This is a genomic window from Micromonospora sp. NPDC049204 (assembly GCF_040647935.1).
Lineage (GTDB): Bacteria > Actinomycetota > Actinomycetes > Mycobacteriales > Micromonosporaceae > Micromonospora.
In genome coordinates, this window is the sequence record NZ_JBEZDC010000005.1 from 338721 (window position 1) to 353917 (window position 15197).

A 15197-nucleotide genomic window follows, 5' to 3' on the forward strand; every position below is an offset into this window, starting at 1 on the left:
CCGGGCAGGCTCGACACCGTACGACGGCGACGGGTCACCGCCCGCGCCGACCCTGCTCACCAGGAAGGTTCCCCGTGGAGCCGAGGATCAACGGATTCGACTACCAGCGCGTCACCGTCGCCGACGGCGTGACGCTCGCCGCCGCCGTGGGCGGCTCCGGGCCACCGATCGTGCTGTTGCACGGCTTTCCGCAGACCCACCTCATGTGGCGGCACGTCGCGGCCGACCTGGCCGCCGACCACACGGTCATCTGCCCCGACCTGCGCGGCTACGGCGACAGCGACAAGCCGGTGGACGCCGACGGCACGGCGTACGCCAAGCGGACCATGGCCGCCGACGTGGTGGCGCTGGCCGGCGCGCTCGGTCACGAGCGCTTCGCCCTGGCCGGGCACGACCGGGGCGCCCTTGTCGCGTTCCGCGCCGGCCTCGACCACCCGGCGGCGATCAGCCACCTCGCCCTGCTCGACGTGCTGCCCACCCTGGACATGTGGGACGTGCTGCACGGCGTCAACGCGGCGGTCGCCTTCCACCTGTACCTGATGGCGCAGCCGCCCGGACTGCCGGAGGAGCTGATCGGCGCCAGCCCGGACGCCTTCTTCGGCCACTTCCTGGACGTCTGGACCCGCGACCCGGGTGCCCTGCCGGCCGAGGTACGCGCCACCTACCTGCGCGCGTCCCGCGACGCGGTCACCTCGATCGTGGCCGACTACCGGGCGTCCGCCGGGATCGACGTCACCCACGACACCGCCGACCGGGCGGCGGGCAACCAACTGCGGATGCCGGTGACCGTGCTCCAGCAGGACTGGGGCGCGGCGCTCGGCTACGACGCGGCCGGAGTGTGGCGGGCCTGGGCGCCTGACCTCGACCACCAGACGGTCACCTGCGGGCACTTCATGGCGGAGGAGGCCCCCGCGGTGGTGGTCGGGGCGCTGCGCGACCTGCTGCGCCGGTGACCGGTCGCCTCTGACCTGCGGAAATGCGACTAAGCGCGGGTGGACGCGAACCGCCCGGCGGTGATAAACAGGCAGATATCGGCAGCCAACGGCGGCGCGTCGTCCATCGACCGTCTTCCTGCACCGCCGCCTCGGGCTTCGCCGCACGGGCCGCCACGCGGCCGCGACCCACCCCACGGCTCAAGCCCCGGTGGCGGGCTGGTGAGCACGGTCATCGACCAAGGAGTCGCCGTGGGGCATCTGCGTAACCGCGCCAAGCACCAACCGTTCGAGGTGGCCGCGCTGATCACGACGCCCGTCTGTGGGGTCCTACTGCTCGCGCTCGACGTCCGACCACCGTCGGTACAGCTGTCCATGCCGGAACCCATCCAGCTCGGCTGGGAGGTCGCCCTCATCGCCGTCGGTGTGGGCGGGCTGCTGGGCATCCTGTGGCCCGGTCGGCTCTCCACCGGTCTCGGCATCGAGTTCGCGTCCGTGCTGATGCTCGGCACCATCACCGGCATGTACGCGGTGGCGCTGATGGCGGTGGCGGGCCAGCAGGGCATCGTCGCCGCGTCGTTGATCAGCGCGGTACCGCTGGGGTCCTTCTGGCGGATCGCCCAGATCGCCGTCGACCTCCGCTGCCTGGCCTACGGGCACCAGTGCGCGACCCACCGACGGGTCGTGGGAGGTGTCACGTGATCTCGGTATCGACACCCGAGGCGCCGCACTGGGTGCAGGTGTTACTCAGTCTGCTCGGCGTCCTCGGCGGCACGACCGGCCTGGCCGCCATCGCCACGGTCGTGTCGCAGCGGGGCAAGTTCAAGGCCGACGCCGCCGACACGCTCACCGAGGCCGCCCTGACGCTCGTGCAGCCCCTCCAGATGCGGATCACCGAGTTGGAGAGCGAGGCGGTGAGCGCCCGGTCGGAACTGGGGCTGCTGCGCGAGCAGGTCAACCAGTTGCAGTTCGTCGTCCGGGTGCTGACCCGCACGCTCGACAGATGGCGTACCGCCGTGCACGCCCCCGACGCCACCCTGCGCAAGATCCGTTCGGTGGTCGCGGAGTCCGAGCGACTGTCCGAGGACCGGTGAGGGCTCATTCGCCGTCCGGGACGCGCAACCGGCCGGCGAGTTCCCGCAGGGCCGCCCGGAACTCGGGCGCGGACTCGTCCGGGTGGTGCCCGCGCAGGGGTGGCGGTCGACGCTTCCCCGGCGGAGGCAGCAGGTCCCGCGGATCGCGCAGCCTCCGGTCGACCCGCCCGGCCGGGTCGGCGGCGTCCGGCGGCGGATCGCCGGGCCGGTGCGCGGCGAAGATCCAGCCGCCGACCGGGTCCGTGTCGCGCCAGAGGTTGAGCCACCGCCAGCCGATCCGCTCCCCCACCTCACGCAGCACGGTCTCGTTCAGGTACGCCGGGAAGAGCCGGGCGTAGAGGCGGTCCAGCGGGGAGCCGTAGGTGAGCAGCGCGACCCGTCGGCGGGTACGCGGAGGCAGCCGCAGCACCGCGAGGGCCAGCAACGCCGAGCCGTGGCTGTGCCCGCACAGCAGCACCCCGGCGTGCCGGTCGGCCAGGTAGGTGATCCGGTCGGCCAGCTCCGGCACCGCGCGGTCGGCGTAGCTGGGAGGCGCGAAAGGGTGGGCGGCCCGGGGCCAGAAGGTGCCCAGGTCCCACAGGATCCCGACGTGCCGGCGGAACCATGGCGTCCGGTAGGCGAACACACCGCCCGACAGCAGGACGAGGCCCACCGCGGTGACGAGGTAGGTGCCCCCCGTGAGCGCCATTCCGACGAACCAGGTCGGCAGCCCGAGGACCTGCCACGCCACCTCGCCCGGTTCCCGCCCGAACTGCCCGAGCAGACTCGTGGCCAGCCCGATCACCGCGAGCGCCGCGTACACGGTGGCCAGCCGACCCAGCCACTCGGTGAACCGCGCCCGGGCCACGGCCCTGCTGACCTCCCGCAGCCGCCCGGTCGCCTCCGGCGGCGAGGTGGGAAAGTCGCGGGCGGTGATGTCCTCCGCCGCACGGCGCCGGCGGCCCCGGGACAGCAGGGTCACCGCGCCGCACGCCAGCACCGCCGCGGCCACGTGCAGGAACACCGCCAGGATCGTCCACCGGTACGGCAGTGCCGGCCCACCGTCACTGCGAAAGCCGCCGAGCAGGCCCCCCGTCTGGTAGACGAGGCCGGCGGAGAGCGCACCGGTCAGGCCGACCGCGATGGCCGCGATGACCGTCGCGCCCAGTCCGCGCGGCAGGGCGGAGCGGTCCCGGGCGCGACCGAGAGGCCACAGCACCAGCCCGCAGAGCAGCACCAGCAGCACCATCTGGCCGAGTAGCGCCGCGCCCGTGATCGCGCCGTAGCCGGGGAGCGCGGTCGACGACGGCCAGCCCCGCTCGTCGCTCGCGACAGCGACGAGGGTGGCCACGGTCAGCGCGGCCGCCACCACGCCCACCGCGCGGGCGGCCCAGGTGGACATCCGCGCCGTCGTCGCGCGGTCGATCAGCCCTGGCACGGCGAGCAGACCGACGCTGGCCAGCAGGACCGCCGCGCTGAGCGTCAGCAGCAGCGTCGTCGCGGGCGTCGCGCCGCCGCCGCGACGGGCCGTGAGCAACAGGAGATCGAGGACGGCGAGCGCGGCGGCGACGTGGATCGCCCGCAGCCGCCCCACCAGCGGCTCCACCGCCCACAGGGGGTTGCCGGACGGGCGGGACCGGCGGGTCCCGAGCAGCCGCAGGAGCGCGACCGCGGCGATCGGCAGCAGCGCCAGCACGGCCAGCCGCTGCCCGACGTGTCGGTCGTCGAAGCCGGCCGGCGTGTCGAAGGGCGCCCGGCAGTGGGCCGCGCCGAGACACCGCCAGGCCAGCAGGTCGAGGGCGACCCCGGCGATGGACACCACGTACACCACGGTGAGGTTCAGCGCGAGCAGCCGGCACAGGACGGTGACCCCGGCGGCGGCGCGGCCGGCGGGCCGCATCCACACCGCCAGGTTGCTGAGCATGAACGGCAGCAGGAAGACCATGGAGAGCGTCCGAGCCACGGTGCCCGAGGGCAGGTCACCCCAGCGGTACGCCTCCAGCGTCAGCCCGTCCGGGTCGGTGCCGTCGGGTCCGGCGCGGCGGTGGAAGCCCCCGCTGTCGTCGCCCGCGACCTGCCGCACCCGCGTCTCGTGCAGCACGACCGAGGGTCGGGCCCCCGACACGCCGTGCACCCGCAACTCCACCAGGTCGTCGCGTCGGGGCTGGTCGCCGTGCCGGGCTGGCCTCTGCGGCATCGGGCGGCTACCCGGCCGCGACCAGCTCGGCCGCCACGTCCCAGAGCCGCTGCGCGTTGGCCGGATCGACCGCGTACGCCGCCACCCCGGTGTAGTCGGCGGGCCGCTCGGTGACGACCGGCGCCTCGGCGCAGTCCTCGAAGTAGCGACCGCCGACGCCGTCGAGCAGCGGGGACGCGGCGAGCAGCGCCGAGGTCGCGGCGCCCTGCTGCGGGGTCTTGTGCATCTCCTTCGGCGACTTGAGCCCGCCGGTGTGCTTCTGCAGTCCGGTGGCGATCGCACCCGGGTTGAGCGCGTTGGCGTAGATGCCCTCGCCGGACCAGCGGCGGGTCGCCTCGACGGCGAGCAGGGCCTCGGCGCTCTTGGACTGCCCGTAGGCCAGCAGCGGGTCGTACGGCCGGAACGCGAAGTGCAGATCGTCGAAGATCACCGGCGAGAAGAGGTTGCCACTGGAGCTGACCGACACGACCCGGGCGCCACCGGCGGCGGCGAGCGCGTCGTGCAGGCCGACGGTCAACGCGTAGTGCCCCATGAAGTTGGTGGCGAACTGCATCTCCCAGCCCTCGGCGGTGCGCTCCAACTCGGGCAGCGCCATGATCCCGGCGTTGTTGACCAGGATGTGCAGCGGCTGGTCCCAACCGGCGACGAATCGGCGTACCGAATCCTGGTTGGCCAGGTCCAGCTCGCGGACGGTGACCCGCTCCGCGCCGAGGCCGGCCGCGATGTCGGCCGCGGCCTGCTCGCCGGCGCTGACCCGACGTACCGCGAGCACCACCTCGGCACCGGCGGCGGCCAGCGAGCGGGCGGTCTCGACGCCGATGCCGGCGGCGCCTCCGGTGATGACGGCCCGTTTGCCGCTCAGGTCGACTCCGGCGAGGACCTCGTCGGCCGTCGAGGCGAAGCCGAACGGTGTCGTGATTCGCTCGCTCATCTCTGTCCCATCTCTCGTTGACGCCTACGCCACAAACTGTCACCCCGGCGGCCGGCGCTAGCCGGGTTCCTGGTTTTCCTGGTAGTGGCAGGACCAGGATGGGCGGCCGTCGGCCGCTCCTACGATGGGTTGGTGCGCACGGCCGGTCCGCTCGGCGAGTACCTGCGTGCCCGGCGCGAGCTGATCAGACCGGGCGACGTCGGGCTGCCCGCGCACGGCCGTCGGCGGGTGCCCGGCCTGCGGCGCGAGGAGTTGGCGCTGTTGGCCGGGATCAGCGCCGACTACTACCTGCGGCTGGAGCAGGGGCGGGACCGGCACCCGTCGACGCAGGTGCTCGACGCGCTGGCCCGGGCCCTACGGCTGGACGCGGCGGCCACGACGCACCTGCGCCGGCTGGGTGAGCAGGCGTCGACCCGCCGCCCGGCGCGACGGCCGGAACGCGTACCGGTGGGAATCCGACAGTTGGTCGGTTCGTGGACGCAGACCCCCGCCCTGGTGCACGGCCGGCACCTGGACGTCCTCTTCGCCAACCCGGTGGCGACCGCGCTGGCGCCGATCTACGCGGTCGGCGTGAACCTGCTGCGCGCGGTCTTCCTGGACCCGGTCGTGCCGTCGCTCTACCCCGCCTCGGAGGCGGTCGCGGCCAACGCGGTGGCCGGCCTGCGCGCGCAGGTCGGCGCCGAGGTCGACGACCCCCGGCTCACCGACCTGGTCGAGGAGCTGTCCGCCGGCAGTGAACGGTTCCGGCGGCTGTGGGCCCGGCACGACGTGGCCGCCCGCGCCGGTGGCGGGGTCCGGGTGTTCCGTCATCCCCGGGTGGGTGAGCTGGAGCTGCGCTACGAGAAGCTCACGATCGCCGGCACGACCCAGTCGCTCGTCGTCTACCACGCCGAGCCGGGCAGCCCGTCGGCGCGCGCGCTCGCCCGGCTGGCCCGGCACGCGGCCGGCGGGACGCCCCGCCCGGCCGGGTCAACGCCCTAGCCGGCGATGGCCCGTTCGGCGACCACCACCGAGATCCCGTCGAGGACGCGTTGCAGGCCGAACTCGAAGGCGTACTCCGGGCCGTAGGCGGCACCGTGCTGCTGGCCGGCCGCGGTGCCGACCCGGGAGGCGGTCGGGTACGCCCCGGCCGTCAGGAACGTCTCCAGCCAGGGCGCGTGCGACTGCCACCACTGGCCGTCGGACATGCCGGTCTCCCGCTCCAGGTCGACCACCTCGGAGGCGGCGCGGGCGGCACTCTTCACGTGCCCGAGCACGAGCGTGAGCACCGCGTCCATCTCGACGTCGGTGAGCCCGATGTCGGCGACGGTGTTCAGCTCGCGGTCGTACTTGGCGATCAGGTGGGGGCCGAGCACGGGCCGGGTCGTCTCGGCCCGCAGCATCCACGGATGCCGCTGGTAGAGCGCGAGATTGTCGCGGGCGACCCGCTCCAGCCGGGCCCGCCAGTCCCCCTCGGCGGCGGGGCGTGGCATCTCGCCGTACGCGGTGTCGATCATGACGGCGACGAGTTCGGCCTTGCCCGGCACGTAGGTGTAGACCGACATGGTGCCGACGCCCAACGCCTCGCCGACCCGGCGCATGGTCAGCGCGTCGAGGCCCTCGGTGTCGGCGATGTCGATCGCGGCCCGGACGATCCGGTCGACGCTGAGCCCCGGGCCGGCGCTGCGGCTCGTCGGCTCCCGGGTGCGCCAGAGGATGGCCAGGCTGCGGGCCGGGTCCGCGGTCGCCTTGCGTTCACTCGCCATGGTCCGGCCATCCTAACAACGCCGACGTACGCCGTACGTCGGCCGCCGGCCCGACCTCTGGCCGAGATCACAGCTCTTCGCGGTCGTCGGACAACGTCGGGCCGGCGGCGGCGGGCACGAGGTGCCGCACCTCCGGTTCGCCGTCGGTCAACTCCCGGGCCCGTTCCTCGGCCGCGCGATCCTCGCCGGTCAACCGACCGCCGTGCTGACGCAGGTGTTCGTCCCAGGACGGCACCAGGTACACCTCGACGAACCGGTCCGTCGTCTCGGCCGGCCGGAACAGTCCCCACCGCATCGCGCCGGTCCGCTGCCGCGCCCCGCGCACCTGGTCCATCGCCGCGAGGAACGACCCGGCCCGCTCCGGCCGGACGGTGTACTCCACCGTCACCAGCACCGGCCCCACCCCCGGGTCCGGTTCCTGCGCCAGGTGCAGTTGCGGCCAGTAGGCCGCCGGCTCACGGTTGACCGACCGCAGGTCCGGCAACGGCCAGAGCCGGCTGGACGCGGTGCCGACGAGCATCAGCGCCGCCGCCGCGAGATAGGCGAGGACCAGCCCGGCCATGTCGGCCACCAGTCCCCAGATCAGCGCGCCGACCGCCTGCCCACCGGCGAAACACACCTGGTAGACGGCCAGGCCGCGGGCCCGTACCCAGCTGGGCAGGAAGAGCTGCATCTCGGCGTTGACGTTGGCCAGCACCGTCACCCAGGCCATCCCGGCGGGCAGCAGGGCGAGGAGCACCAGGGGTACCACCCGCACGGTGCCGAGCACTGTCAACGCCACGGTGAACAGCACGCCGGCGATCAGCAGGAGCTGGTTGGCCGACAGCCGGGTGCGGATCACCGCCAGCAGCACACCGCCGGTGATCGCGCCCACGCCGAGAGCCGCCAGCAGCAGCCCGTACCCGCCGGAACCCAACCCCAGCCGCCGGGCGGCCACCAGCGGCAGCAACGCCCACAGCGCGCTGGCCGGGACCACGAAGACCAGCGCACGACGCAGGAGCCGGCGCACGGTCGGCGAGTGGCGTACGTACCGACTGCCGGCGCGCAGGGCGGCCGTGAACCGCTCGGGCACCTCGACCGCGCGGGCGTTGCGGGGCCGCCAGCGCCACAGCGCGTACGCGAAGATCCCGAAGGCGACCGCGTTGATGCCGAAGACCGGGGCGACGCCGGTACGGGCGATCAGCACGCCGGCCACCGCGGGCCCGACGGCCCTCGCCACGTTCACGCTTATCGAACCGAGCGCGGACGCCGACCGGAGCTGGTCCTGCGGCACCAGCTCCGGGATCACCGCCGCCCAGGCCGGCAGGGTCAACGCCTGCCCGACCCCGAACGCGAAGGTGAGGGTGAGCAGCAACGCCGGCGGCATCCGGTCGGTCAGGGTGAGCAGCGTCAACGTCACCGCCACCGCGACCAGGAACAGCTGCACGGCGATCAGCAGGTGCCGGCGGTCGAAGTTGTCGGCCAGCACCCCGGCGGGCAACGCCAGCAGCAGCACCGGCAGCAGGCTGGCGGTCTGGACCAGCGCAACGAGAGTGGACGCGTTGGAGTGGTGGATCAGCAGCCACTGGGCGCCGACCGTCTGCATCCAGGTGCCGATGTTGGCGGCGAGCAGGGCCAACCACAGGTTGCGGTAGACCGCGGTCCGCAGCGGTGCCCAGGCCGACGCCGGACGTTCGTCGGGTCCGGCTCCGGCCGTCACCACCGCCCGTCCGCGCGCAGCACGCGCTCACCGGACACGTAGAGATCGTCGGGTGCGAGCAGCAGCAACCGGACGACCTCGGTGGCGACCTGTTCCGGCAAGGCGTACACCTCGTCCAGGAACTCGGCACCCACCCGTTCCTGCAACCGCGTCGGCATCGGCCCGGGGTGCAACTGCATCACCTTCACCCGGTTGCTGTGCTGCGCCTCGGCCAGCGAGTCGACGAGGCTGTTCCCGTAGCTCTTGGTGGCCCGGTAGACGGGGATGCCGGGCCGGGGGGCCGCCAGCGCCAGTGCGCCGATGTACACGACATTCCCGTGGCCCTGCCGGTGCAGGTGCCCCACCACCTCCCGCAGCAGGTACGTGAGGCCCAGGACGTTGATCTCCACGGCTCGGCGGATGTGCTCCACCGACAGGTCCCCCAGCTCGCCGCCCGCCCACATCGAGGCGCAGGCCGCCACCCCGTCGATCGTGCCGTAGCGCTCGACCACCTCGGCGAACCCGTCGCGGACCTGCTCGTAGGAGGAGATGTCACAGACCGCGCCGTCGCACCCCAGCTCGTCGGTCGCGGCGGCGACCTCGGCCGGCACGTTGCCGAACACCACCACCTGATGCTCGTCGACGAGCAGCCGAGCCACCGCGAGGCCGAGGCCGCTGGTACCGCCGACAACCACGAAGGTCCTGGCACCCATGTCTCTCCAGCCGCCGACCGAAACAGGTCACGTACGCCGCGTTCTTCCCGTTTCCGGAGGCCGCACACACGATGGGTCGGTAGTGCTGGACCTACCTCGGAAAGTCGATCTGGACGGCTGGGGCGCCCCGTCGTCCGCGATTAGCGTTTGCGGCATGACCACGGAACCCCCCACTCGGCTGGCCGAGGCGCTGCGTCGCCGCGACTGGCTGATCTCCGTCTGGCCCTGGCGGGCACTCGCCTACGCGATCAGCACCCTGCCGATCGCGGGCATCCTCGCCACCGGACTGCTCATCATCGGCGCACCGCTGCTGGCCGCCGCCAACGGGTTGCTGCTGCACGGCCGGCCGCCCGGCGTCGCGCTCCTGCTGTTCCTGGCCGTCGGCAGCCTCAGCCTGCTGGCGCTGGCCCCGATCGTGAGCTTCCCGGTGGCCGTCATCGAGCGGTGGCGGCTCCGGCTCGTCGACAACCGCCCGCTGCCCGCGCCGCGGTGGCCGGGTCTGGTCGCCCGCTACCGCAGCGCCGGGGCCTGGCGCGAGGTGGCGTACCTGTTCTGTCTGGGCGGGTTCGTGCCTGTCGTGTACTGGGTGTTCCTGCTGCTGGTGCTGCTCGACCTCGGGATGATCACCAGTCCCTGGCTGGCCGGCGACGCCGAGCCGGTCGTCATCTGGCAGCCGATCGAGAGCACCGGTGAAGCCATCCCGTACGCGATCGTGGCGGTGTTGCTGCTGCCGGTCCTCTGCTACGCGGCCGGTCTGGTCGCCGCAGCCCAGGCAGAGGTGACCCGGTGGGCACTGGCCTGGCCGGTCGACGCGACGGCGCTGCGCGAGGTCGCCCGGTCGCGCACCCGACTGGTCGGCGCGTACGAGGCCGAGCGGCGACGGATCGAACGGGACCTGCACGACGGCGCGCAACCACGACTGACCAGCCTCAGCCTTCAGCTGGGCCTGGCCCGGTTGGACGTACCCGAGGACTCCCCGGCCGCCCGGCCCCTCGCCGTGGCACACGACCAGGCTCAGGGCCTGATGGTGATGTTGCGACAGTTGGTGCACGGCATCCGTCCGCAGAGCCTCACCGACCTCGGTCTGGCCGGCGCCGCGAGCGAGCTGGCCGACGTCGCCACCATCCCGGTCACCGTGCACGCCGACGTCGAGGGCGAGTTGCCGGAGATCGTCGAGACCACCGCCTACTTCGTGGTGTCCGAGGCGCTGGGCAACGTCGCCCGACACGCCCGGGCGACCCACGCCGAGGTGCGCCTCAGCCAGGCCGGCGGGGACCTCGTCGTCGAGGTGAGCGACGACGGCCGTGGCGGCGCCGACCCCACCCGGGGCACCGGCCTGACCGGTCTCGCCGACCGGGTCGCCGCCGTGGACGGCCGGCTGCTGCTGTCCAGCCCGCCTGGCGGGCCTACCCTGGTCCGGGTGGAGCTACCGTGTCGTCGATGACCCGAGTGGTCCTCGCGGAGGACGAGGTGCTGCTGCGCGAGGGCCTGGTCGCGCTCCTGACCCGCTTCGAGTTCACGGTGTGCGCCGCCGTCGGCTCCGCGCCCGACCTGCTGGACGCGGCCCGGGAGCACACACCGGACCTGGTGCTCACCGACATCCGGATGCCGCCGGGCCGCCACGACGACGGGCTGCGGGCAGCCGTCGCGTTACGCGCCGAGCGACCCCACCTGCCGGTGGTGGTGCTCAGCCAGTACGTGCAGACCGGGTACGCGGCGGCGCTGCTGGACAGTGGCGACGGTCAGCGGGTCGGCTACCTGCTCAAGGACCGGGTGGCCGAGGTCACCGAGTTCGTCGACACGCTGCGCCGGGTCGCGGCCGGCGGCACCGCCATCGACCCGGACGTGGTGCGCCAGCTACTGCACCGACCGCGTGATCCGCTCGCCGCGCTCTCCGCCCGGGAACGCGAGGTGCTGGCGCTGCTGGCCGAGGGCCGGTCGAACGCCTCGATCGCCGGCCGACTGCACGTCAGCGAGGCGGCGGTCGGCAAGCACGTCGGCAACATCCTGCTGAAGCTCGACCTGCCACCGAGCGACGACACCAACCGGCGAGTGCTCGCGGTGCTCACCTACCTGCGCCGCGACCCGGTGGGCTGACCAGCGCCGGACCGAGGGTGGGGCGTAGATTCGGCGAGCGGTACCGCCGCCGGCGAGGGGCGCGGGCCGGCGAGACGGGGGTACGGCATGACGGAGGCGCTGCGGGTCGGTCTGCTGGGGTACGGGCTGGCGGGTCGGGTGTTCCACGCACCGCTGATCGCCGCGACCCCCGGGCTGCGGCTGGACGCCATCGTGACCCGCGATCCGCAGCGGCGCGAGCAGGCCCGGCAGCACTTCCCGGACGCCCGCCTGGTCGACGACGCCGACGAGCTGTGGCGTACGCCGGACGCCCTGGACCTGGTCGTGGTGGCGACGCCGAACCGGCTGCACGTGCCGATGGCCCGCGCGGCGCTGGCCGCCGGGCTGCCGGTCGTCGTGGACAAGCCACTCTCCCCGACCGCCGCGGAGGGCCGCGCGCTGATCGGCGAGGCGACCGAGCGCGGGGTGCCGCTGACGGTCTTCCAGAACCGGCGCTGGGATGGCGACTTCCGGACCGCTCGCCGGCTGGTGGAGCAGGGCGAGTTGGGGCGGGTGCTGCGCTTCGAGTCCCGGTTCGAGCGGTTCCGTCCGACGATCAAGCCGGGCTGGCGGGAGCTTGCCGGTCCCGAGGAGGCCGGCGGCGCCCTCTTCGACCTCGGCGCCCACCTCGTCGACCAGGCGGTGCAGCTGTTCGGCCGGGTCGACCGCGTCTACGCGGAGGTGGACCGCCGCCGCGCGGGTGCGGCCGTGGACGACGACGCCTTCGTGGCGTTGACCCATGCCAACGGGGTGCGCTCGCACCTGTGGATGGGCGCGGTGACCGCGCAGCTCGGGCCGCGGCTGCGGGTGCTGGGCGACCGGGCCGGCTACACGTCGTACGGCCTGGACGTGCAGGAGGCGGCGCTGCACGGGGGCGGCCGACCGGACCAGCCGGGTTGGGGCGAGGTTCCGCCGGAGCGGTACGGCCTGCTCGGCGTCGACGGTGACCTGCGGCCGGTGCCGACCGAGTCCGGGGCGTACCAGAGCTTCTACGCCCAGGTGGAGACGGCCCTGCGCGACGGCACGCCGATGCCGGTGGACCCTCGGGACTCGGTCGCCACTGTCGAGTTGATCGAGCTGGCGCACCGGTCGGCCGCCGAGGGCGCGGTACTGCCGGTCCCGACCACCTGACCGAGGCGATCGCCTGCGACTCGTCCCGCCACGTCGATGATCGACTCGGCTTCCGTGATGTCGGGGTGTCAGACCGCCCCGGACACCCCGATGTCACCGAAGCCGAGTGGATCTACAGGTCGGCGTCCGGCTCGGAAAGTGCCTCGTCTGGCTCGGAGAGAAACTCCTCCGGCTCGGAAGGGGCAGCGTCCTGCTCGGAGCGGGCCTCGTCCGGCGCCCGGGCGTCGTCGTCGGTCAGCGCGTCGTCCGACGAGGTGCCGAGGTTGCCGAGTCGACGCTCGGCCTCCCGGACCTCCTCGTCGAGGCCGGGGTTCTCCTCGTCGGGGCTCTGCGACATGGGCGACCTCCATCGGGCACGACCGGCAGGTCTCCGTGTACCCGGCCTGAGGGCGGGAACACGGACCACCTGGGGCGTCCCTTGATCAGCTACGGCGCCCCTTGATCAGGTGCACCGACGTCCTCGGCGACCCACAGGCCACGGCCCTGAAGACCCACCACCAGGCCACGTGTCTGAAGAACGATGATCGCCCTCTGCACCGTGGTCACGCTGACGTCGTAGAGGCCCGCGAGTTCGTTGTAGGTGGGCAGACGCTCGCCTGCCGCGTACTCCCCGCTCTTGATCCGGGCGGCGAGGTCCTCGGCCACCTCGCGGTATCCGCCGGTAGGTATGGGCATGTGAAGGTTCCTTCGTTCGGCACCCTCCATCCGACCACGCCGACCATTGCTCTTCAAGACCATCATTGCCTTAGGTACTAAAGGTCTCTAACATCGGTGGATGTGGTCGGTTCCTTCGTTCGGCAAGCGGCGGATCGTGCCACCCTCGCTCAGTGCGGCGGAGACGTCGCCTGGGCGGGGCCTGATCGTGTCTACGAAGGGGATCGACGATGTCGATCGATGAGCCCGTATCCACGGCGACCGAGTTGTTCACCGCGGAACGGGTACTGGATTCGCACTGGACGCGGGCTCTCGACCGGCCGTGGCGAGCGGGCGGCTGCTTCGAGTGCAGAGGTCGCTACGACTGCCCACAGCTTGACTGGGCGCTGGCGCTGATGGCACACGTCGCTTCGGTGATGCTCCAGAAGCGGTGAGCTGCACGTCGCCGGCTGGCCGAAGAGCCGAGCGCCGGGCCGGCCGGGGAGCGCACCGGGCGGGGAACCCAGGAGCGTTGCCGGCCCGGCCCGGTGCCGGATCAGCGCTGCTTCAGCTCGCGCCAGGATGGGTGGGTGCCGCGCCACGCATCGGCGAGGATGGCCGCCGAGGCCCGGCTTGGGCACTGCTGCACCCGCTCACGACCCGACGCCCCACCGATCTGGGCGCGGACCTCCCAACCCTGCCCGTCAGTACGGATATACACGTCCCGGCGTCCGCGCGGGGTCGTGTCTCCGTTCCACCAATGCTCCTCGACCTTCATTCGCCGACCGTATAGCAAATTTTGCGCCGAGGGTACGGCGCAGGTGGGCTTATACCAGGGCGATAGCCGTAATTCCGGCGCATTTCGGCCTATGCGTTGACGGAGAGGACCCGCAACGGCAGGTCCTCCCCGTCCTGAGCGACCAATCAGGGCGCGCTCACATGTCGCTGAGTACGCCGGCCAGGGTGTTGGCCAACGCGTCCTGGCCTGCTGGGCTGGGATGCGGCGAACCACCCTCGGCGGTGATCTGGATGTCACCGGGCGTGAACGGCGGCGGGAACGCCACCCGCACGGCCGGATCGAACGGGACGCCGAGCTGGACCGCCCAGTTGAGATCGTTGATCACGGTTCGCACGGTGCCCACCCACAGCGGGTCGATGAGCGGTTGCAGCGTCGACACCGGGGCCGCCGGGACGTAGGACTGCAACCCGGTCGGCAGCAACGACTTGAGCTTCGCCCAAGAATACTGGCCGATGTCGACGTTGGCCGGGGTGATGTCGTAATACAGCATCCAGACGACCTTGTCCGCGCCGGCGGCCAGCAACGAGTTGACGATGAAGGTGGCGTCGGCGGTGATGCCGGCGTACTGGGCCGGGCCGTTGTAACGCGGCACCCCGATGTTGATGTAGTAGTCCTCGCCGGCCGGCAGGTCGATCCAGAAGTTGCAGCCACCACCGTTGGTGACGATGCCCTGCTTGCCGCCGACCGCCGCCCACTCGAAGCGGAACAGTCCGGTGGGGTTCAGGCTCTCCCCGGCGAACTCCAGCGCGCGACACATGGCCAGCCGGATCAACACGGTGTTCCAGTTGGTGTTGTTCACGCCGCCGGTGGTGGCGTGGTAGGCGTGGTGCCCGTCCGCCTTGGCCTTCGCGATCCGCGCGGTGGCGAGGCCGAGCGGGCTGGCCACCCGACCCCAGGCGTTTCCGCAGGCGTCGGGGCCGGCGCGGCCGGCGATGATGTCCCCGGTGCCGTACCCGGTGCGCGCGTAGTTGTCGTAGTCGACGACGCTGGTGTCCAGATCGAAGTACCGCCGGCCGTAGCTGTAGACGCCGTTGTTGCCGGGCATGCCACGGCCGTCGAACGAGGTCATCGGGCAGCCCGGACCCACCCCGAAACCGAACTGGTGGTGCGCGGAACTGATCGAGTCCCCGGTCAGGGTCAGCACCGTGTCGTCCGTGACCGTCTGCACCTCGCGGCAGCGGATCCGGTCCTTGTTGGCGTCCACCAGGGTGGGATTGCCGGCCACGTTGGGGCAGCCGGTCGGCGGCGGG

The 15197-nt window shown here is 72.7% G+C and carries 17 protein-coding genes; 8 read left to right on the top strand and 9 right to left on the bottom strand.

From position 1 onward, the window contains the following. Positions 1-74: 74 nt before the first annotated feature. From AB0A90_RS12985 to AB0A90_RS12995, 3 genes are all read left to right on the top strand, one after another. Entirely contained in the window at positions 75-953 is an 879-nt protein-coding gene (locus tag AB0A90_RS12985) for an alpha/beta hydrolase (RefSeq protein WP_357245938.1), read from the top strand. Positions 954-1184: 231 nt separating this feature from the next. Next, on the top strand, positions 1185-1634 hold the full coding sequence (locus tag AB0A90_RS12990) for a hypothetical protein (RefSeq protein WP_357245941.1): 450 nt from the start codon (positions 1185-1187) through the stop codon (positions 1632-1634). Beyond that, entirely contained in the window at positions 1631-2026 is a 396-nt protein-coding gene (locus AB0A90_RS12995) for a hypothetical protein (protein WP_357245944.1), read from the top strand. Before AB0A90_RS12990 ends, AB0A90_RS12995 begins: the two co-directional genes overlap by 4 nt. 4 nt (positions 2027-2030) lie before the next feature. Here AB0A90_RS12995 and AB0A90_RS13000 read toward each other — a convergent pair whose 3' ends face one another. Then, a complete protein-coding gene (locus AB0A90_RS13000; RefSeq protein ID WP_357245948.1) occupies positions 2031-4202 on the bottom strand; it encodes a hypothetical protein in 2172 nt (723 codons plus the stop codon). A 7-nt stretch (positions 4203-4209) separates the two neighbouring features. Beyond that, positions 4210-5133, bottom strand: a complete 924-nt coding sequence (locus tag AB0A90_RS13005; protein WP_357245951.1) for an SDR family NAD(P)-dependent oxidoreductase — start codon at positions 5131-5133, stop codon at positions 4210-4212. Positions 5134-5265: 132 nt separating this feature from the next. On the opposite strand from AB0A90_RS13005, the gene AB0A90_RS13010 reads away from it, so the two are divergent. After that, the gene (locus AB0A90_RS13010) at positions 5266-6114 is read left to right on the top strand and encodes a helix-turn-helix domain-containing protein (RefSeq protein ID WP_357245954.1); all 849 of its coding nucleotides are present in this window, start codon (positions 5266-5268) and stop codon (positions 6112-6114) included. Here the strand turns inward: AB0A90_RS13010 and AB0A90_RS13015 are convergent. The 3 genes from AB0A90_RS13015 to AB0A90_RS13025 form a co-directional block, all read right to left on the bottom strand. Then, the gene (locus tag AB0A90_RS13015) at positions 6111-6878 is read right to left on the bottom strand and encodes a TetR/AcrR family transcriptional regulator (protein WP_357245957.1); all 768 of its coding nucleotides are present in this window, start codon (positions 6876-6878) and stop codon (positions 6111-6113) included. The genes AB0A90_RS13010 and AB0A90_RS13015 overlap by 4 nt on opposite strands. A 67-nt stretch (positions 6879-6945) precedes the next feature. Next, positions 6946-8580, bottom strand: a complete 1635-nt coding sequence (locus AB0A90_RS13020) for an MFS transporter (RefSeq protein ID WP_357245960.1) — start codon at positions 8578-8580, stop codon at positions 6946-6948. Continuing rightward, positions 8574-9269, bottom strand: a complete 696-nt coding sequence (locus tag AB0A90_RS13025) for an SDR family oxidoreductase (protein ID WP_357245963.1) — start codon at positions 9267-9269, stop codon at positions 8574-8576. Before AB0A90_RS13025 ends, AB0A90_RS13020 begins: the two co-directional genes overlap by 7 nt. A 154-nt stretch (positions 9270-9423) precedes the next feature. On the opposite strand from AB0A90_RS13025, the gene AB0A90_RS13030 reads away from it, so the two are divergent. The 3 genes from AB0A90_RS13030 to AB0A90_RS13040 all read left to right on the top strand — a co-directional run bounded on the left by AB0A90_RS13030 (position 9424) and on the right by AB0A90_RS13040 (position 12515). Next, a complete protein-coding gene (locus tag AB0A90_RS13030; protein WP_357245966.1) occupies positions 9424-10713 on the top strand; it encodes a histidine kinase in 1290 nt (429 codons plus the stop codon). Further along, positions 10701-11366: a response regulator transcription factor gene (locus AB0A90_RS13035; protein ID WP_357245969.1), complete on the top strand. Its 666-nt coding sequence runs from the start codon at positions 10701-10703 to the stop codon at positions 11364-11366. Before AB0A90_RS13030 ends, AB0A90_RS13035 begins: the two co-directional genes overlap by 13 nt. Positions 11367-11453: 87 nt before the next feature. After that, the gene (locus tag AB0A90_RS13040; protein WP_357245972.1) at positions 11454-12515 is read left to right on the top strand and encodes a Gfo/Idh/MocA family oxidoreductase; all 1062 of its coding nucleotides are present in this window, start codon (positions 11454-11456) and stop codon (positions 12513-12515) included. Positions 12516-12627: 112 nt separating this feature from the next. Here the strand turns inward: AB0A90_RS13040 and AB0A90_RS13045 are convergent, their stop codons facing one another. Further along, positions 12628-12852 (bottom strand): hypothetical protein, encoded by a 225-nt coding sequence (locus tag AB0A90_RS13045; protein ID WP_357245974.1) that lies wholly within the window; start codon positions 12850-12852, stop codon positions 12628-12630. An 89-nt stretch (positions 12853-12941) separates the two neighbouring features. Beyond that, positions 12942-13190 (bottom strand): winged helix-turn-helix domain-containing protein, encoded by a 249-nt coding sequence (locus AB0A90_RS13050; RefSeq protein WP_357245979.1) that lies wholly within the window; start codon positions 13188-13190, stop codon positions 12942-12944. Positions 13191-13399: 209 nt separating this feature from the next. Between AB0A90_RS13050 and AB0A90_RS13055 the strand changes: the two genes are divergently transcribed. Beyond that, the gene (locus AB0A90_RS13055) at positions 13400-13603 is read left to right on the top strand and encodes a hypothetical protein (RefSeq protein ID WP_357245982.1); all 204 of its coding nucleotides are present in this window, start codon (positions 13400-13402) and stop codon (positions 13601-13603) included. Positions 13604-13704: 101 nt separating this feature from the next. Here the strand turns inward: AB0A90_RS13055 and AB0A90_RS13060 are convergent, their stop codons facing one another. Next, positions 13705-13926 (bottom strand): hypothetical protein, encoded by a 222-nt coding sequence (locus AB0A90_RS13060; protein ID WP_030335934.1) that lies wholly within the window; start codon positions 13924-13926, stop codon positions 13705-13707. 157 nt (positions 13927-14083) lie between these two features. Beyond that, on the bottom strand, positions 14084-15172 hold the full coding sequence (locus AB0A90_RS13065; RefSeq protein ID WP_357245985.1) for a hypothetical protein: 1089 nt from the start codon (positions 15170-15172) through the stop codon (positions 14084-14086). Positions 15173-15197 lie beyond the last annotated feature (25 nt).